Here is an 18,418-nt window from a genome sequence, read left to right on the forward strand (position 1 = left end):
AAGCAACTTGGCTGCGCCGTGGCGGCGACGGGGGACGGTTCCCTCGACGCCGGGAGAACGAGGATGGGCACATGAGCGACTGGACTGCCTTCGGACGGGTGGACGCGGACGGCACCGTGTACGTCAAGACCACCGAGGGCGAGCGGGTGGTCGGATCCTGGCAGGCGGGAGCACCGGAGGAGGGCCTCGCGCACTTCGCACGCCGCTTCGCCGACCTGGTCACCGAGGTGGACCTGACCGAGGCGCGGCTCAACTCGGGTGCGGCGGACGCCGGGCACTCCTTGAGCACGATCCGGCGGATCCGCGCCACGCTGCCCGAAGCCCACGTGGTGGGCGACATCGACGCGCTGGCCGCGCGGCTGGACAAGCTGGCCACCCTCGCCGAGGAGAAGGCCGGCGAGGCGCGGGCCGCCCGCGACGCCGCCCGCGTCGAGGCCCTGGCCCGCAAGACCGCGCTGGTCGAGGAGGCCGAGAAGCTCGCCGCCGAATCCACCGGCTGGAAGACCGCCGGAGACCGGCTCAAGGAGATCCTCGACGAGTGGAAGACCATTCGCGGGGTCGACAAGAAGGCCGACGGTGAGCTGTGGAAGCGGTTCGCCGCCGCCCGGGACGGCTTCACCCGCCGCCGCGGCGCCCACTTCGCCTCCCTCGACGCCCAGCGCAAGCAGGCGCAGACGGCCAAGGAGGAGCTGGTCGCCGAGGCGGAGAAGCTGAAGGACTCCACCGAGTGGGCGGCCACCGCCAACCAGCTCAAGGAGCTGATGACGCAGTGGAAGGCCGCGCCGCGCGCCTCCAAGGAGGCCGAGCAGAAGCTCTGGGAACGGTTCCGGGGCGCCCAGGACGCCTTCTTCAGCCGGCGCAGTGAGGTCTTCTCCGCCCGGGACAACGAGCAGCGCGGCAACCTGGAGCGCAAGCAGGCCCTGATCGCCGAGGCGGAGGCCTTGGACATCGACGCCGACCCGAAGGGCGCACAGGCCAAGCTGCGGGAGATCCAGGCCCAGTGGCACGAGGCCGGCCGGGTGCCCCGGGAGGCCGCCGCCGGACTGGAGCGCCGGCTGCGCGTCATCGACGACAAGGTCCGCGAGGTGATGGACTCGGCGTGGCGCCGCACCACCAAGGAGGACAACCCGCTGCTCGCCCAGATGCGGGCGCAGGTGGCCGAGGCCGAGGACCGGCTGGCCCGGGCGCAGAACGCCGGGGACGCCCGCCGGATCAAGGAGGCCGAGCAGGCGCTCGCCGCCAAGCGGCAGTTCCTCCAGCTCGCCGAGCAGGCCGGCTGAGCTGACGTCGTCCGGGAACCCCGGTCCCTCGCCAGGGACCGGGGTTCCCGCACGTCCAGGCCGTCGCCCCGCGTGCCCCACACCCGTCTCCCTACCCGCGCGCCGCTCCCCACGTCGCGCCGTCCCCGCGCGCCGTCCACGCGCGCCGCACCCCCACACGCGCCGTGTCGTCCGCGCGCCGCACCCCCACGCCGCGCCGCACCCCCACGCGCGCCGCGCCCCCACGCGCGCCGCACCCCCACGCACGCCGCACCCCCACGCACGCCGCACCCCCACGCCGCGCCCGCGCCGCGCCGCAAGATCGCGCTCGATCCATGAAGTAGTGGTCTCGGCGTCGACGGATGCCACTACATCCAGGATCGAGGGGGATCTTGGGGTGCGCCAAGGTCGGTGAGGAAGATCCGCGCAACATCGGGGATATTGCTGCCTCCGGCGCGCTGGAGGCAGCAACATCCGGGAAGTTGCGCGGATCTTGACGGGGGCGTCATCACCGACCGACCGGGAGCGGAGGTTGGGGCCTCCGCCTGTCAAGGTCGTGCTCGATCCTGGATGTAGTGGCATCCCGACGCCTCATGACCACTACATCCAGGATCGAGCGTGATCTTGCCGGGCCGGGTGCACGCGCCGGCGCGGCAGGCGGCGTGCAGACGGGCCCACGGGGGCCAGCGCGCAGGACGGCCAGCACGGAGGGCGGCCAGCGCGCAGGACGGCCAGCACGGACGACAGCCAGCACGGACGACGGCCAGCACGGACGACGGCCAGCACGGAGGGCGGTGGATGGGTGGCAGGTTGACGCATTGAGGTGGGCTGATGAGAATGGGCGGCGGAGCCAGGTAGGGCCACCGGCACGAGGGCGACGACGGCGGAACACCGCTGTCGAGGGTCGCCGGTGAGCGTTCGCGAGTGACCACGTCCGCGTGACATGGACCGTCGCGCACTGTCCGCGTACCCCTGAGGGGCCGTGGCGTGCGGACGGCGGCCCGCCGGCGTCGTCCTCCGATGGCGCCGGGCCTCCGAATTGGAGCTCGAATGTTCCGTCCCACAGCTCTTGGCGGCGCGTTGACCGCGCTCGCCACCGTCGCGGCCGGCGTGTTCATCGCCGCGACCGTCAGCACCAGTCCGGCCGTGGCCGCTGGCACCGGTACCGGCTATCTGCACACCAGTGGCAACCAGATCGTGGACAGCACCGGTGCCACGGTCCGGTTGACCGGCATCAACTGGTTCGGCATGGAGACCGACAACAAGACCTTCCACGGGTTGTGGTCGAGCAACCCGTGGCGGGGGCAGCTCGACACGATGGCCCGGTTGGGTTACAACACGTTGCGCGTGCCGTACTCGAATGACGCGCTGAAGCCGGGCGCGACCGCCAGTGGGGTCAACGACTTCGTCAACCCTGACCTGGTCGGGCTCTCGCCGTTGCAGATCCTGGACAAGGTGATCGACTACGCCGGCAGCAAGGGGATGCGGATCATCCTGGACCGGCACCGGCCGACGGCGGCCGGGCAGTCGCCGCTGTGGTACACGGCGACGGTTTCCGAGGCGACCTGGATCAACGACTGGAAGATGCTCGCCCAGCGGTACGCGGGCAATCCGACGGTGATCGGCGCCGATCTGCACAACGAGCCGCATGCCGAGGGCACCAATCCGGCGGCCACCGGCGCGTGCTGGGGTTGCGGCGACACGGCGCGGGACTGGCGGCTCGCCGCCGAGCGGGCCGGTAACGCGATCCTCGGTGTCCAGCCCAACTGGTTGATCTTCGTGGAGGGGGTGAGCTGCCCCAGCGGCGGCCTCTCCAACGTGTGGGACAACGACCCCAGCAACGACGAGGACTGCGGTTGGTGGGGCGGCAACCTGTCGAAGGCCGGTGCGTTCCCGGTACGACTGAGCGTGGCGAACCGGTTGGTCTACTCACCGCACGAGTACGCCACGTCGGTGTACCGGCAGACGTGGTTCGACGCGCCGGACTACCCGGCGAACATGCCGGCCATCTGGGACAAGTACTGGGGTTACCTCTACAAGCAGAACATCGCCCCGATCATGATGGGTGAGTTCGGCAGCACGCTGGCCGACCCGAAGGACCGGGTGTGGTTGGAGAGGTTGATGGCGTACACCGGCACCGGGGTAACCGGAATGTCCTTCACCTACTGGTCGTGGAATCCGAACTCGGGTGACACCGGCGGCATCGCGCTGGACGACTGGACGACCATCAACACGACCAAGCAGGCGATCCTTCAGCCGTACCTGATCGCGCCGTCCGGTGGCACCGGCCCGACCGGGGGGCCGACGGGTGGGCCGACCAGCCCGCCCACCGGCGCCTGCACCGCCACCTACCGGCAGGTCAACGCCTGGCAGGGCGGCTTCCAGGGTGAGGTGACCGTGAAGAACACGGGTTCGGCCGCGGTGAACCCGTGGTCGGTGACCTGGACGTGGCCGTCCGGAGTGACGTTGGGCAGCGGCTGGAACGCCACCGTCACGCAGTCCGGCACGACGGTCACCGCGGCGGCACCGGGTCACGCCCCGTCCCTGGCGGCGGGCGGGTCGGTCACCGTGGGCTTCACCGCCAACGGCACCGCCAGCGCCCCCGCAACGGTGAAGCTGAACGGCACCGGCTGCTGAGTCCGCGCTGTCGGGACGGCCGGCGCCGCCACACGGGGGCACCGGCCGTCCCGGCATTTACACGCCCACGGGCATGGGCGCCGCGACGGTCCGTCCGCCTCCTCGATAGGAAGCTGCATGCGCACACCACGGCGTCGGATGACGCTGGTCGTCAGCACCGCCGCAGCCACCCTCGTCACCGCCAGCCTGCTGACCGCCGTCACCACCCAGGCGGCGGCCGGCTGCCAGGTCGCCTACCCGTACCGGCTCGACACCGCGAGCTCCGTCAAGTCCATCGTGACGGGCGGTGCCGGCGCGGGTCGGATCACGGTCTGACCGTGAGCCGGTCGGGGTCCGCCGTGCCGGCGGACCCCGCCCGGTCAGTGGGCGGCGCAGGCTCCGGTGGGCGCGGGCGCGACCGGCGGTGCGCCGATCGTCGGCAGACCGAGCAACACCCCGGGGGTACGCGGGGAGCGTCCCGCCTCGGCGGCGTCGCCGGCACGGGTGCGACGGTGCGACAGGGGCGCCCCGTCGGCGTTGAGGTGATGCGGGGCGGCGTACGTGATGGCGGTGTGCACGATGTCGCCGGGCCGGATCGACCCCGCGAAGCCGCCGGCGTCGAAGTGCACGAGCCGACCGTCACGGGCCCGGCCGGACATCCGCCCGGTCCGCTCGTCCTTGCGGCCCTCGCCGATGGCGACCAGCACCTCGACGGTCTCCCCCACCAGACGCTTGTTCTCCGCCCAGGTGATCTCCTCGACGGTCGCGATCAGCCGCTCGTAGCGTTCCTGCACGACCTGCTTGGGCAGCTGGCCGTCCATCGTCGCGGCGGGGGTGCCGGGGCGCTTCGAGTACTGGAACGTGAAGGCCGAGGAGAAGCGGGCCTCCCGCACGACGTCCAGGGTGCGCTGGAAGTCGGCCTCCGTCTCGCCGGGGAACCCGACGATGATGTCCGTGGTGATCGCCGCGTCCGGCATCGCCGCCCGCACCTTCTCGATGATGCCCAGGTAACGCTCGGAGCGGTACGACCGGCGCATCGCGCGGAGCACGTCGTCGGAGCCGGACTGCAGCGGCATGTGCAGCGAGTGGCAGACGTTCGGCGTCTCGGCCATCGCGGCGATCACGTCGTCGGTGAAGTCCTTCGGGTGCGGGCTGGTGAACCGGACCCGCTCCAGCCCGTCGATGTCACCGGTCGCGCGCAGCAGCTTGCCGAACGCGTACCGGTCGCCGAACTCGACGCCGTAGGAGTTGACGTTCTGCCCGAGCAGCGTCACCTCCAGTACGCCCTCGTCGACCAGGGCGCGCACCTCGGAGAGGATGTCGCCGGGGCGGCGGTCCCTCTCCTTGCCGCGCAGCGAGGGCACGATGCAGAACGTGCAGGTGTTGTTGCAGCCCACCGAGATCGACACCCAGCCGGCGTACGTCGACTCGCGGCGGGTCGGCAGCGTGGACGGGAACACGTCCAGCGACTCGAGGATCTCCACCTCGGCGGCGGCGTTGTGCCGGGCCCGTTCCAGCAGCACCGGCAGCGAACCGATGTTGTGCGTACCGAAGACGACGTCCACCCAGGGCGCCTTGCGGACGATCTCGCCGCGATCCTTCTGGGCGAGGCAGCCACCGACGGCTATCTGCATGCCCTGGTGCTTGTCCTTCACCGGACGCAGACGACCGAGGTTGCCGTAGAGCCGGTTGTCCGCGTTCTCCCGCACGGCGCAGGTGTTGAAGACCACCACGTCCGGGGTCTCGTCGCCGCCGGGTGCGCGCACGTACCCCGCCTGCTCCAGCAGGCCGGAGATGCGTTCGGAGTCGTGCACGTTCATCTGGCAGCCGTACGTCACGACGTTGTAGGTCCTAGCCACCCTGTTGGCGCCCCTTCCCCTCGGGCTACCAGGGTAGCGGCCCGCCGGGTGGGGCATGGAGACCGGCATTGACCCGGCGGCCCATAGCGGGGGCACACGTCGGGCAGTACGCTGCACAGCAAGGATGTGTTCTGGGCGGTTTCGGGGGCTTTGCACTCGACGCCGCCGTCGGGCGGCTCCGTTCACGGGGGAGAACATGACGACCCGCGGGAGGCCAACCGTGACGCGACAACACGCGGCACAGCGCTCCGTCGCCACCCCGGACGGGCGTCACCTCGCGGTGGAGACCTCCGGCGCGCCGGACGGTCCTGCGGTCTTCCTTCTGCACGGCACCCCGGGCAGCCGCAGCGGCCCTCGACCCCGCGGCATCGTCGTCTACCGCCTCGGCGTGCACCTCGTCTGCTACGACCGACCCGGTTACGGAGACTCGACACGACACGAGGGTCGGCGGGTGGCCGACGCCGCGGCCGACGTGGCGGCAATCGCCGACGACCTGGGCATCGAGCGGTTCGCGGTGGTGGGTCGCTCCGGTGGCGGACCGCACGCCCTGGCCTGCGCCGCGCTGTTGCCGGACCGGGTCACCCGCGCCGCCGTGCTGGTGGGGCTCGCCCCGGCCGGCGCACCCGACCTGGACTGGTACGCCGGCATGTCGGAGACCAACGTCGAGGACTTCGGGCAGGCCGACGAGGACCTGACCGAACTCACGCTGAACCTGAAGGTCCGTGCGGAGGAGGCGCAGCGGGATCCGATGACGCTGCTGGAGTTCCTCCGACCCCAGTTGCCCGAGGCGGACATCCGGGTCGTCGACGACGTCGCGATCCGCCGGCTGCTGACCGACATGTACGCCGAGGCGCTCCGGCACGGTCCTGACGGCTGGATCGACGACGTCCTGGCGATACGACGAGGCTGGGGCTTCGACCTCGGTGCCATCCGCGCGCCGGTCCGGCTCTGGCACGGTGAGCAGGACAGGTTTTCCCCGGTGGAGCATTCCCGCTGGCTGGCCTCGCGGATCCCGAGCGCCGAGGTCCAGGTGCAACCCGGTGCCGCGCACTTCGGCGCCATGGAGATCCTGCCGCAGACCCTGGCCTGGCTGGCCACACCGGAACTCGCGGCCAGTCCGCGACCCTGAAACGAGCCGCGGTGGCCGGAGCGGGCGGCCGGCCCGATCAGAACGGGTGCGGGTCGATCACCCGGACGACGAACCGCCGTTCCCGCAGGGTCTGCACCGTCGGATGCTCCTGGCCGATCACCTCGGCCAGCCGGTCGGCCACCAGGCCGGCGTCGTCGGCCGGACCTCCGTCACCGAGCTGCTTGGACACCAGGGCGAGATCACCGAGGCAGCGCAGCGTGTCGGGGTGTTCCGGGCCGATCACCGCGGTCAGCCGCTCGGCGGTCTCCCGCAGACGGTCCCGCGCCGCAACCCACTCACCGTCCTCGGCGAGGCACACCGCCTGGTTCACCTCCGCCGCCAGTGTGTGCGGATGATCGGGACCGAGCACCTTGCGCAACTCGCCGGCCGCCCGGGTGGCCGACGCACGGGCGGCCGACCCGCGACCGATCGCCCGTTCGGCGGCGGAGATGTTGCTCAACGTCGCCAGGGTGTGCGGATGCTCCGGGCCGAGCCGAAGCTCCTCGTCGTACGCCCGGGTCACCGCGGTCATCTCGGCGAGCGCCCGGGTCGCGTCGCCGACGGCCAGCAGGTTCGCCGCGCGGCTCGACCGGCACGTCACCGTGTCCGGGTTGTCCGGTCCGAACCGTTCGTCGAGCTTCCGGTACGCCGTCTCGAACATCGGCGCGGCCTCCGCCGACCGGCCCGCGCTGCGCAGTGACACCGCCAGGTTGACCTGGGCACCGAGGCTCAGAGCGTCGTCCGTGCCCAGCACCTCGCAGGACGTCTCGTACACCCCGCTCAGCAGCGCTGCCGACCGTTCGTACTCGCCGGCCTCCCGCAGGTCGCTGCCGAGACGCACGGCGGAGACGAGCGTGTACGGGTGGGTGGAACCCAGCACCAGCCGCCGCCGCTGGTGCACCTCGTCGTCCCACCGTCGGGCCGACCGGTAGTCGCCGACCAGCCGGTACGACACGGCGAGGTTGTTGGCCGCGCTCAACGTCCGCGGGTGGTCCTCGCCCAGGGTCTGGAGCCAGGAGGCGTAGGTGGAGCGGTCCCGTTCCAGCGCCTCGGCGTACCGGCCGAGGGCCCGCAGGTCACCGGCGAGGCTGCCGGCGGTCATCAGACTGTGTGGGTGCAGCGCGCCCAGCAGGCGACGCTGCTCGGCCAGGACCGCCTCGTCCATGGCCCGGGAGTCGTCGAACCGGCCCAGGCTGCGCAGGATGTTCGCTCGGTTAAACCGCAGGTGCAGCAACTGTCGACCCAGCGCCTCGGCGTCGGCCGTGTCCTCGGAACCGGCCAGCCGCTCCGACCAGGTGTCGTCCACCTCCTGGCTGAACCCCTCGGCCTGGTTCAGGCCGCCGCGCAGCCACAGGTAGCGGACCCGGTCGATCAACAGCTGACACACCGACTCGTCGGGGCAGGTCAGCGCGTCGGAGACCTCCAGGTGCGGCCAGAGCATGCGCAGCCGGGGCCACGTCGAGGGGTCGTCCACGTCGCCACGTGGCCGGGACGCGGCAAGCACCAGGTGCACCTGGTGGCGGGCGGCGCTGATCTCGTCGTCGGTCATCCGGTCCCGGACCACGGCCTGCAGCAGCCGGTGCACCTGGACCCGGCCACCCTGAACATCGAGCTTCAGCAACGCCAGGCGGTTGATCTGCTGGATGAGGGCGCCACGCACGAGCCGCTCCGACACCGACGGGTCGAACGGCACGAGCGCCGCCGCCATCTCGTCGCTGTAGATCAGGTCCAGGGCGATCTCCGGGGCCAGCACCGAACAGAGCTGCAACAGGCGGTACGCGGCCGGCGCCTGGTCGAGCAGCCGGTTCAACGACAGGTCCCAGGTGGCCTCCACGGACAGCGCGCTGGGGCCGTGCCGCTCGATCTGCCGCAGGTAGTCGGCGACGGACGTGCCGGTGTCGGCGAGCCACGCGCCCGCCGCCGCCACCGCGATCGGCAGGTCACCGAGCGCGTCGGCCACCCGATCAGCCTCCTCGTCGGTGATCGTGGGCACCCGTTGGGCGAGGTGGGCGACGCTCTCCGCGCGGTCGAAGACGTCGACCTGGATCGGCTTGGCCCGGTCACCCCAGGCGCGGTTACGGGAGGTCAGCAGCACATGTCCGGGGCCCTGCGGCAGGAAGGGCTCGATCTGGTCCAGTTCCTCCGCGTTGTCGAGGACGACGAGCCACCGCTCGTACGGCTCGCCCCGACCGAGGACCTGGAGCACCGACCGGACGGTGTCCGGCAGGGTGGGCCCGGCGACGATGCCGAGTCGGCCGGCGAGGTCGGCCAGGGCCGTGTCGACGAACTGGGGCGGGTCGGCGACGATCCACCAGACCACGTCGTACGCGCACTTGAAGCGGTGCACGTACTCGAGGGCGACCTGCGTCTTTCCGACGCCGCCCATGCCCTGCAGGGCGACCGGCAGCACCACCGCCTTGCCGCCGCTCTGCAACTGCGCCCGCAACTGGGCCAGGTCGTCCTCACGGCCGGTGAACCGGGCGTTGCGGTTGGGCGCGTTGAAGATCAACGGTTCGGTGCCGGGATAGCGGGCACCCCCGCCGGCGGGGCCGTCCACCGACGGCGGCACCGGGCGGCCGACCAACCGCAGCACCCGCTCCACGGCCGTCGCCGCGCTCACGTTGACCAGATTGGTGGAACTCTGCGCCGGGAACTCCGCCAACGGACGCAGATCGGCGACGTACACGGCGAGGGCGGTGGAACCGGTGCTGGTGTCCCGCTCCGGCAACTCCCCGGAGGGCATCGCCAGGTAGGCCGGGGACACCACGCTCAGCGTGCGCGGCGCGGGCGTGCCGGCGGACCCCACGGCGGCGGCCGGCTCGACCACCCGCATCCCGGCCGAGTTGAGCACCCGCTCCAGCCACTCGGCCCAGATGGCGTCCTCCGGAGCGCAGCGCAGCACGATCTGGTCGTCGGCAGCCTCGGTACGCCGACGGAAGCGAGCCTTGCCCCGCTCCCGCACCGACTCGTCCATCACCGGCAGCGCGGTCACCGCACCGTCGGTGAGGATCCCGGTCAACGTCTCGAACGCCGCCAGCAGTGACGTCGGCGAGCCGGGCGGGTCACCGAAGGTCGCCAGGGTCTCCTCGTACGCGTAGAACGGCCGGTACGGCACCTCGACCGCGGCCCAGTACCGCCGCCGCTCGGCCTCGGTCATCCCGGCGGGCAGTCCGGCGAACCGGCGCATGGCGAGCAGACGACCCGCCTCGGCGCGCTCCTTCTCCGCCTGGTCGACCCGCATCGGCACCGGCAGCACGCGGATGTCCCGCCGCAGGTAGCGGTCCCGCACCGAGTGCGCGACCTGGGCCGCGCCGTCGATGCCCTGGTCGCTGAGGGTGAAACAGTCGACCAGGGTGTCCGGCAGATGCAGCGTGCAGATGTCGGCGACGTCGCTCAACCCCGTCCGGCTGTCGATCAGGGTGAAGTCGTACTGCCGCTTCATGTCCGCCCGCAGCGCCTCGAAGAACTGCGCCCCACCCAGCCGGTTGTAGAAGTTGTCCCAGTCCAGGCCGCCCACCGAGACGGCGTAGTCGCTGTTCTGCCGGCCCGCGGACAGGAAGTCCAGCCCACCGCCGGCCGGAAAGTTCCACCGCAGCGAGAACGCGTGGCGGCCGACCCTCGCGTACTGCTCCATCCAGCGTTCCGGCCGTTCGCCGGCGCGGGTGGTCTCCCACTCGTAGTCGCGGATCAGGTCGATCACGCCGCCGGTGCCCGCGATCCTCTCCGCGTCGAGGAACGGGTGGAAGAAGCGGTGCAGGCCGGGTGACTCGAGATCCCAGTCCGCGACCAGCACCCGGCGGCCACTGGCCGCGAGGATCCAGGCCACGTTGGCCAGCGCCATCGTCCGGCCAGTGCCACCCTTGAACGAGTAGAAGGTGACGACCTGGCCTTCGCGATCGTTGTTCATCGGTCTTCTCCGTGGGGACGCGGTGTGGCCGGATCAGCAGGCGGGGACGCGAGGTCGGGGGGAACTGCCGGGCCGTCACGCAGGCTCGGCACCGGCCCCGGTGGCGGGTCGAACCCGACGACCGGGGCGTGTTTGAGGAACCGTCGACGGGCCTCGGTGACCAGCGCCGGCATCAGGTCGACGAACTCCCGCATGGTGCACGCGTGCTTCACCTGCGGCCGACCGGCGTCGTGCAGCAGCTCCATCACCTCGGTCGCCCACCCGGCGGCGTCCTGGCCGTCACCGTCGTCGGTGACCACCAGCGGGACGACCCACTCCCGCAGGCCGCGCAGCCGACTGGCGAGGTCCGCCGGCGAACCCGGCGCCGCCACGATCCACGGGTCGACCAGCAGCACCGCCGGGCGGCGATCGAGAAGCCCGGCCGCCTGCGCGAAATCCGCCGTACGGGCCGTCAACCCGAGGCGCTCGGCCGTGCTGGCCGCGTACTCCGCGGCGGGCAGCTCCTGGCGGCTGCCGTACGGCCGCCACAGCCGACCGCTGGAGGCGTATCCGGAGGGATCACGCTCGGCCGGCAGCCGATCACGGGTGGGCGCCAGGACGGCGACGACGAAGTCCGGGTCGGCCGACACGGGACGGGTGACCTCGTCCATGCTCGGCGCGCGGGACGGTCCCAGCGGTCTCCGCTCGGCAACGTGCACGATCTGGCCCGCCAGTCGGCTCAGCAGGAGCTGGTACTGCTCCCGGTAGGAGGCCAGCATGCAGAGCGCGCGCAGGCCGTTCTCGGCGTACTCGGGGACGTCCCGGCCCAGATCCAGGGCGTCGTCCACCTCCGGCTGGTCCTCCCAGGACGGGATCGGAATCCACAGCACCGGGGCCAGGTGACCGGCGGTGAGCCGGTCCGACCCGGCGGCGACCAGCCGAGCCCGGAAGGAGTCCCGCTCCCCCAACGCCCACGGACGGCTGAAGTAACCGGGCGAGTAGAGCGGGACGAAGACCTCGGCGTCACCGAGTGCCTCCGCGAGGGCCGCCTTCCAGTCCGCGCCCAGCGGGATGTGCTGGTCGAAGAAGCCGATCCGCATACCGGCCACCGGCCGGGCCTGGCGGGTCACCTCCTCGGCCAGGTCGTCGAAGAACTGGCCGACCCAGACGTCGGAGTCGGCCCGGGCACCCAGCGGCGCGGAATGGGCGTAGCTGAGGAAGAAGTACGACCCGCGCTCCGAGCGACGCCGGTCCGCCGGGGGGCTCATCCCGGCTCCTCGACGAACCGGTTGCACAACTCGTCCACGCTCGCCGGCACCCAGGGCTCCACCACGTACGACCGGTGGATGGCGACGATCCGTTGGGCGAGCCGCCAGACCACCGCCCGGTAGGTGTTCTCCCACTGCATGGTCAGCAAGCCGTAGACCCCATCCCGCTGGTAGTGCACCGCGATGTCGGGATCCGGCATCGCGGTCGGGGAGAACCGTTGGATGTCACGGAGCACCCGTGGCAGCGGGGTGCCGTTCGTCGGCGACCAGGTGACCGGCACGATCGCCGTCTCGTGCGCCGACGCCACACCGGGTCGCGGGACGATCCGTCGGCGGGAGAAGGCGTCCCACTCGAGGCCGCACCATTCGCTGCCGAGCAGCGCGCTGGACACCAACGGCACGAAGACCTGGCAGGTGCCGGCGGCCTGGAGCAGCTCCGGGCTCCAGCGTTCCCCGCCCGCTATGGAGCTGTCCAGGAAGCCCGGGTCGAACCCGGTGACCGGGCCGACCAACTCGCTGACGTGGCCCGACAGGTCCTCGAAGAACCGGGAGACGTACTCCGCGGGGTTGCCGCTGGCCCGCCGGACCGGCGCCCGGGAGTAGCTGACGAAGAAGAGGGGTGCTCGGGTGCCAGAGGGTGCGTCCATCATGCTCACCGCTGCCCCTCCGCCCTCCTCGCGCGGCCGGAACATCAGAGTAGACGGCGCGTCAATGCCGGGCCGTCGAGCGATTCTCCGCCAGCCAACCCACCGCGAAATCCACAATGGCGCGCGCGGAGAGCAGGTACGCGACGGACCGACCGACCGGGCCACGCCGGACGAGCGACGCGGCGTCGAGCGCGTCGCCCAGCTGCGGGAAATCCCGATCGTCCAGGTCGGGAGCACGGAAGTCGAGGCGGACCCGCTGCCCGTCGACGAGCCGAAAGCAGTGGTAATCGCGCTCCGGCGGCGCCGGCAGGTGATATTCGGCCAGGTGCAGGGCGCTGCACGCCTCGAAGCCGACGCCGAGCAGCAGGATCTGCCCGTCCGCCGCGTAGAGCCGGCCCACCGGTGAGCGTTCACCGAGGTGACAGGTGAGGGCGTGGTCGTCGGTGAGGTGCCGCGCCTGCGGACCGAGCGCGGCGAACGAGGTCTGTGGGTGGTCGCTGCGCACCGCGCCGGGAGCACGTCGGACGAACTCGGCGAACGCCCCCATCCGCTCCGAGGGGGTGTTGCGCCGGTCCCAACCCGGCAGGGCGGCCTCGTAGCGGGCACGCTGCGCCCGGTCCATTCCGGCGGTGGCCGCCAGGTGGGTCCGGGAGGTGGTCGAGTTGCCGTCGTTCTGGGTGGGCACGAGCAGCGTGCCGGCCGGGCCGAGGGCGTCGCGCAGAGCAGCGGCGAGCGTCGCCGGGCCGCGCTCCAACGGGCCCACCCGGCGCAGGCCGCAGTGCACCAGGAGGCAGACGCCCGGACGGACACCGAGTGCCCGCAGGTCGTCGGCGATACGAGGTCGGCCCAGTGCGGGCGGCTGTCGCTCATCCCGACCCGACACCGGTCTCCTCCAGGGCCTGGCGCACCCGCTCCACGAATCGTTCACCCGCGACCGTGAGCGACCGGCTGGCCAGCAACGCATCCGCACCGTCCCGGGTCCAGGCCAGGAACCGGGCGGCGTGCGCCGATGCGTCGGGATGCGCGGACACGCCGGCGGCGGCGCGGGCCTGCCACACCTGGGTGACCGCGAGGTGCGCGTACACGCCCTGGAGCACACCCTCGACGGGCCTCGGGTCGGGACGCCACGGCACCCGGATCCGGGTGGTGTGACCCGGTTCGACGAGGTCGTACAGGTCGAGTGCGGCACCGAGCTTCACGTGCTGCCACTCGTGCACGAGCAGCACGGCGATCGCCTCCGGGGCCGCGTCGGGCGTGAGGGCGACCGCGCCGAACGCGTGCCGGGCGGTCGCGCTGCGCAGCGGCCCCGCCTGGTCGGGCGCCAGCGGCACGACGGCACGCAGACCGCCGGCGAGCGCGGCGGCGTGGACCGGAACGTCCCGGTCCACGAACCGGCAGGCCTCGGCGAGGGTACGGCCCAACACCCGCGCGGCGGAGTGCTCCAGGCGGGGTGCCACCGGCTGGCCGTAGCAGTCCCGGTACGGGTCACCGTCCTCCACGAGCAGGTGACCACCGGGGACCGGCACGGGTCGGGTCGGCCGCCACCCGGCCGCATCCGGTCCACCCGCGTCGAGAAGCACCGTCTGGTCCTCGGGGCCGCCACGGACCCGGAAACCGTCGGGCAGGACGGTCACCTCGACGGTCCCGTCGACAGCGACCGGCAGCACCAGGCTGCCCAGCGTGGGCAGCGCGAGCACGCCGGAGCGCACCGGAACGTCCACCGTGGCCGAACAGCCGGCCCGCAGGGCGGCGGCGAGCGCGATGGCCGGCAGCGGGTCGGCCGCCCGGCTGGCACCGGGCCGGGCCGACGGGACGAGGCGATGGACCAGCCACGGACGGACGAAGGGGTGGGTGAGCACCGCCCGGACCGCGTCCGACGCCTTGGCGTCCAGGTCGACGAGCAGATCCCAGGCGGCCGTCTGCCCGGATCTCTCCCGCCAGGCCGCCAGCAGCGCCCGGGTGATGGAGAGCTGTGCGGCGGCGAGCAGATCGAGGGTCTGCTCCGAGCCGTACCCGGTCGCCAGGTCGTCGAGCAGGTCGTCGACCGGCGGGGCGGCCTGCTCGGCCCCCTGACCGGCCGACGCGACGGGCGGTGGGTAGGTGTCCACCGTGTCGATCAGGCGGAGCAGGTCCTCGCAGTACACCGACGGGTTGTCGAACCCCGAGCCGGTGCGCCAGCGGTGGGCGTACAGCCCGCCACCGCAACGGTCCATCACCGGGCACGCCCGACAGGTCGCGCAGAGCCCGTCCACGCCGGTCTGCCGGACGGCCACCCCGGGATGCCTGCTGGCCTCGTCCACCGAGTGCCCGAACACGTCGAAACCGGTCTCGGCCGCGCCGTGGTACGCGGTCTTCAACGAGTCGACCTGCTCCCAACTGCCGTCCGCCTCGACGACCAGCACGTCGGCCGGAGCGAGGCCGAACGCCTCGGTGCCGCCGCCACCCGGCGCCAGCGCCTCGAACAGCCGGATCGACACCGGCCGCCCCTCGTCCACCCACCGCCGGTAGATCCGTCCCAGCCAGTCCGCGTACGGGGTCGATCCGGTGCCGGGGCGGTCCGGTGGGCGGTCCCAGGTGGCGTGCGGCAGCAGCAGATCGACCCGGGGCGGGCGCTCGGCCAGCAGCGCCTCGTACACCCGGTCCGGATCGTTGCGGACGTCGATCGTGCAGAGGATGCCGGCGTAGCTCGTCCGGTGATCCGGGTGGCGGAGCAGGGCCAGAGCCCGCCGTACCTGGTCGTGGCTGCTGCCGCCGTGGGCGAAGAGGCGGTGCCGGTCGTTGGCTGCGCGGTCCCCGTCGAACGACACCCCGACCTGCACGTCGTGATCGACCAGCACCCGGCACAGTTCCTCGTCGAGCAGCACGCCGTTGGTCTGCATGCGCAGGTCGAGCCGCGTCCACGGCGTGATCGCCGCGCGCAGCTCGGCCAACACCTCGCGGAGCCCGGCCGCGCCCAGCAGCAACGGCTCACCCCCGTGCAGCACCACGTGCACGACCGGCAGCTCGTGCTCGCGGGCGTGCTCGGCGATCCGCTTCGCGGCGGCCCGGACGGTGGCCGGTGCCATCCGGACCGGCCGGCCACGCCAGGTCTGGTCGGCGTGCTCGTACACGTAGCAGTGGTCACATCGCAGGTCGCACCGGCTGTGCACCTTCAGCACGAACTGGCTGATCCCGTGGCAGGGCCCGCCCACCCCGGGTGGACGGCACCGGCAGGCCATCGCTCAGATGGACGAGTTGAAGGCGGCGACGGCCACGGTCTCGGAGGACGCGGACTCACCCGCGACGACACGTCGGCGGATCGTCTCGACGAGATCGGCATGCTCGACGACGATCCGCTCCAACGGGGTGTGCAGGCTGCGTGTCAGGTCGGCAAGATTGGGGCGGGCTGTGCGGATGGGGGCATGGTCCACAAGAAGTCTCCGGGGGCCCGGGGCGCTGGGAGCGCGAACGGCGACAATGGCTCGAAAGGCTCTGGTCCGTGACCAGGATAGACAAATATCGACCCGGTGTCACCGTCGGTACAAGTGCCGGCACCAACGGTGGCACTGGGCGCCGACCGAGGAGAAGCACCACATGTGCCGAAGCATCAAGACGTTGCGTGAGCCGTTCACCCCGCAGGTGACCGAAACCGACATCGAGGCGGCGGCGTTGCAGTACGTCCGGAAGATTTCTGGCTTCCGGGCGCCCGCCGCGCACAACGCCGCCGCTTTCGACGCCGCGGTGGCCGCCGTGACGGAGGCCACCCGCACCCTGCTCGATCAGCTCGTGGTCCGGGGCGCCGGCCAGGGCACCGCGGACCGGCCGGCCACGGCCTCGGGCCGCGGCTGATCGCCAGCGCGGCGCGGGGCACCGGCCGGACCCGAGTGGTGGGTCAGGCCGCCGCGAGCACCGGTGCGACGGTGTCGGGCGCCCACCGCGAGCGGTGACACTGCGACCAGCCCCGACAGCCGGGGTCGCCGAGCGTGCAGAGCCGCTGCCTGCTGAGCACCTCGCCGTCGTCGGTGTCCCACACGTCGAAGTGCACCGGGCGGACCGTCCCGTCCGGGGCGACGAGCAGATGCCGACCGGCGTCCAGCGTGTCGTCACGCAGCAGACAGTTGCGGCCCAGCAGCCGGGCCAGCGCGGCGATGCTGGCGTGCTCCGACAGCCGCTCGGGCACCCCGTAGCAGTCCACCACCGTCGCGAACTCGCCCGGCGCCTGCCAGACGTCACACACGACCGCGTACGCCGGCAGCCGGGCCGGATCGGCCACCGCCAGCGGCATCACCACCCGACCGAGAGCCTCGGCCAGCGCCGGGTAGACCTCCACGGGTCGTACCCGGTCGATTCTCCAGTTCCACAGCTCGGTCATTCCGCCTCCTCGCTGCGTTCGTCCCACCGGCCTCCGGATCGGGCCTTACTGACGATGGTGGGGGGCATATGACCTCAGCCGGGGGCAAGTTACCGGTCTGTGACCATTCCGGGCAAAATTTCCCAGAGCGACGTTGCTCGGAGTAGCGGGAAGGTGACAGTTTATCGGGTACCGTGTGCGATCCGCACCACCTCCGCCGCGTGTCCTCACGTTCGGCGAGGTCAGCGCAGCACGACCAGATGCTCGCCCCGGGGCAGCAACTCACCCACCACGGGAGCACCCGGCAGCTCACCGGCGACCAGCAGGCCACCCGAGGTCTGCGCGTCGGCCAGCAGCAACCTCTCGGCCTCGCCCGCCGCGCCGAAATCGGTCCACGGGGTCACCCAGTCCAGGTTGCGCCGGCTGCCGCCACTGACGTACCCGTCCCGCAGCGCCTCCCGCGCGCCCGCCAGGTAGGGCACCCGGGCGGTGTCGATGGCCACCGTGAGCCGGCTGGCCCGGGCCAGCTTCGAGGCGTGCCCGAGCAGCCCGAAACCGGTCACGTCGGTGCCGCACCGGATGCCGGCCGCGACCGCCGCGCGCGCGGCGTCGGCGTTGAGGGCGCTCATCGTGGCCACCGCCTCCGGGAAACACTCACCGGTGGCCTTGTGCCGGGTGTTCAGCACGCCCACACCGAGCGGCTTGGTCAACGACAGCGGCACACCGGCCCGACCGGCGTCCAGAGTGATCAGTTCCTCGGGGCGGACCGTCCCGGTCACCGCCAGGCCGTACTTCGGGCCGTCGTCGTCCACGCTGTGCCCGCCGGCCAGGTGACAGCCGGCCAACCGGGCCACGTCCTGACCGCCGCGCAGGACCTCCCGAGCAAGCTCCAGCGGCAGTACGTCCCGCGGCCAGCAGAGCAGGTTGAGCGCCACCAGCGGGGTGCCGCCCATCGCGTACACGTCGGACAACGCGTTGGCCGCGGCGATACGCCCCCAGTCGTACGCGTCGTCGACCACCGGGGTGAAGAAGTCGGCGGTGCTGACCAGGCCGGTCCGCTCGTCCAGGCGCACGACCGCCGCGTCGTCGCCGTGGTCCAACCCGACCAGCAGCTCGGCGGTGCCGCTCGCCGGACCGAGACCGGCCACCATAATCTCCAGCTCGCCCGGCGGGATCTTGCAGGCGCAGCCGCCGCCGCGGGCGTACGTGGTCAGCCGTACCGGTTCGGTCATCTCTCCATGATCTCGACAACGCGCCACGATCGCCACCGTCACCACCCACACGGCGACCGGAATCGGACGACCGACAACGATCGGGACCGGTGTTACCGCTCCGTGACCCGCCGGGTTGCGTTCTGCCACATCACGCCGCCTACAGTGGCCGCACCGGGGGTCAACCGACCCCGATCCGGGAGACGACAGGGA

The 18,418-nt window shown here is 72.1% G+C and carries 14 protein-coding genes; 5 read left to right on the top strand and 9 right to left on the bottom strand.

Translation table 11 applies throughout. The features are described from left to right. The first annotated feature begins 71 nt into the window (after nt 1–71). The 3 genes from O7620_RS16075 (at nt 72) to O7620_RS16085 (ending at nt 4,211) form a co-directional block, all read left to right on the top strand. Nucleotides 72–1,280 carry a DUF349 domain-containing protein gene (locus O7620_RS16075; RefSeq protein WP_278123654.1) on the top strand — a complete coding sequence of 403 codons (1,209 nt, stop codon included), beginning with the start codon at nt 72–74 and terminating at the stop codon, nt 1,278–1,280. A 1,029-nt stretch (nt 1,281–2,309) separates the two neighbouring features. Beyond that, entirely contained in the window at nt 2,310–3,896 is a 1,587-nt protein-coding gene (locus tag O7620_RS16080) for a cellulase family glycosylhydrolase (RefSeq protein ID WP_151491165.1), read from the top strand. A gap of 117 nt (nt 3,897–4,013) precedes the next feature. Continuing rightward, nucleotides 4,014–4,211, top strand: a complete 198-nt coding sequence (locus O7620_RS16085) for a hypothetical protein (protein WP_278123655.1) — start codon at nt 4,014–4,016, stop codon at nt 4,209–4,211. Nucleotides 4,212–4,255: 44 nt separating this feature from the next. Here the strand turns inward: O7620_RS16085 and miaB are convergent, their stop codons facing one another. Next, on the bottom strand, nt 4,256–5,734 hold the full coding sequence (gene miaB / locus O7620_RS16090) for a tRNA (N6-isopentenyl adenosine(37)-C2)-methylthiotransferase MiaB (protein ID WP_278123656.1): 1,479 nt from the start codon (nt 5,732–5,734) through the stop codon (nt 4,256–4,258). Nucleotides 5,735–5,954: 220 nt separating this feature from the next. Between miaB and O7620_RS16095 the strand changes: the two genes are divergently transcribed. Then, nucleotides 5,955–6,863 carry an alpha/beta hydrolase gene (locus O7620_RS16095; protein WP_225854622.1) on the top strand — a complete coding sequence of 303 codons (909 nt, stop codon included), beginning with the start codon at nt 5,955–5,957 and terminating at the stop codon, nt 6,861–6,863. A 37-nt stretch (nt 6,864–6,900) separates the two neighbouring features. On the opposite strand, the gene fxsT is transcribed toward O7620_RS16095, so the two are convergent. The 6 genes from fxsT to O7620_RS16125 all read right to left on the bottom strand — a co-directional run bounded on the left by fxsT (nt 6,901) and on the right by O7620_RS16125 (nt 16,074). Continuing rightward, nucleotides 6,901–10,770 carry an FxSxx-COOH system tetratricopeptide repeat protein gene (gene fxsT, locus O7620_RS16100; protein ID WP_278123657.1) on the bottom strand — a complete coding sequence of 1,290 codons (3,870 nt, stop codon included), beginning with the start codon at nt 10,768–10,770 and terminating at the stop codon, nt 6,901–6,903. After that, the gene (locus tag O7620_RS16105) at nt 10,767–12,017 is read right to left on the bottom strand and encodes a TIR-like protein FxsC (protein ID WP_278123658.1); all 1,251 of its coding nucleotides are present in this window, start codon (nt 12,015–12,017) and stop codon (nt 10,767–10,769) included. Before O7620_RS16105 ends, fxsT begins: the two co-directional genes overlap by 4 nt. Further along, nucleotides 12,014–12,667 (bottom strand): TIR-like protein FxsC, encoded by a 654-nt coding sequence (locus O7620_RS16110; protein WP_278127032.1) that lies wholly within the window; start codon nt 12,665–12,667, stop codon nt 12,014–12,016. The genes O7620_RS16105 and O7620_RS16110 overlap by 4 nt, the downstream gene beginning before the upstream one ends. A gap of 58 nt (nt 12,668–12,725) precedes the next feature. Further along, a complete protein-coding gene (locus O7620_RS16115) occupies nt 12,726–13,547 on the bottom strand; it encodes an AAC(3) family N-acetyltransferase (RefSeq protein ID WP_278123659.1) in 822 nt (273 codons plus the stop codon). Then, entirely contained in the window at nt 13,531–15,822 is a 2,292-nt protein-coding gene (locus tag O7620_RS16120) for an FxsB family cyclophane-forming radical SAM/SPASM peptide maturase (protein ID WP_278123660.1), read from the bottom strand. The genes O7620_RS16115 and O7620_RS16120 overlap by 17 nt, the downstream gene beginning before the upstream one ends. A gap of 63 nt (nt 15,823–15,885) precedes the next feature. Next, entirely contained in the window at nt 15,886–16,074 is a 189-nt protein-coding gene (locus tag O7620_RS16125) for a hypothetical protein (protein WP_151491156.1), read from the bottom strand. Nucleotides 16,075–16,237: 163 nt separating this feature from the next. On the opposite strand from O7620_RS16125, the gene O7620_RS16130 reads away from it, so the two are divergent. Further along, on the top strand, nt 16,238–16,492 hold the full coding sequence (locus tag O7620_RS16130; protein WP_278123661.1) for a DUF2277 family protein: 255 nt from the start codon (nt 16,238–16,240) through the stop codon (nt 16,490–16,492). Between the two features lie 43 nt (nt 16,493–16,535). Here the strand turns inward: O7620_RS16130 and O7620_RS16135 are convergent, their stop codons facing one another. Beyond that, the gene (locus tag O7620_RS16135; RefSeq protein ID WP_151491154.1) at nt 16,536–17,015 is read right to left on the bottom strand and encodes a hypothetical protein; all 480 of its coding nucleotides are present in this window, start codon (nt 17,013–17,015) and stop codon (nt 16,536–16,538) included. A gap of 221 nt (nt 17,016–17,236) precedes the next feature. Then, entirely contained in the window at nt 17,237–18,226 is a 990-nt protein-coding gene (gene selD / locus O7620_RS16140; RefSeq protein WP_278123662.1) for a selenide, water dikinase SelD, read from the bottom strand. Between the last annotated feature and the right edge of the window lie 192 nt (nt 18,227–18,418).

The organism is Micromonospora sp. WMMD710, assembly GCF_029626045.1.
Classification (GTDB): Bacteria; Actinomycetota; Actinomycetes; order Mycobacteriales; family Micromonosporaceae; genus Micromonospora.